The organism is Paenibacillus cineris (assembly GCF_018333335.1).
Lineage (GTDB): Bacteria > Bacillota > Bacilli > Paenibacillales > Paenibacillaceae > Paenibacillus_AQ > Paenibacillus_AQ favisporus.
The window spans coordinates 1-368 of sequence record NZ_BORU01000023.1 but is presented as its reverse complement, the minus strand read 5'-3'; the positions used below and the strand labels follow the sequence as shown (position 1 = coordinate 368).

Genomic DNA, 368 nt, shown 5'->3' with positions numbered 1-368 from the left:
AGCGGAGGGGTTCCACGCGTACCCATCCCGAACACGACCGTTAAGCCCTCCAGCGCCGATGGTACTTGGACCGAAGGGTCCTGGGAGAGTAGGACGTTGCCAAGCGCAAACCCTTATGGGTTTCAAAAGAATAATTCCCATACACGATATGGGCCCTTAGCTCAGTTGGTTAGAGCGCACCCCTGATAAGGGTGAGGTCGGTGGTTCGAGTCCACTAGGGCCCACCATATAAACTTCATTCAAGTGTAAATCACTTATTGGGGTTATTTATGGGGCTATAGCTCAGCTGGGAGAGCGCCTGCCTTGCAAGCAGGAGGTCAGCGGTTCGATCCCGCTTAGCTCCACCAAATATTTGATCCTTGAAAACT

General features: G+C 52.4%; 2 tRNA genes and 1 rRNA gene. All 3 read left to right on the top strand.

Annotated elements, in window-relative coordinates:
• Nucleotides 1-105 (top strand): 5S ribosomal RNA (rrf, locus tag KI379_RS33750); the annotation flags it as partial.
• A 45-nt stretch (nucleotides 106-150) separates the two neighbouring features.
• A tRNA-Ile gene (locus KI379_RS33745) sits at nucleotides 151-227 on the top strand.
• 44 nt (nucleotides 228-271) lie between these two features.
• Nucleotides 272-347: transfer RNA gene (locus tag KI379_RS33740), tRNA-Ala, on the top strand.
• Nucleotides 348-368: the final 21 nt, after the last annotated feature.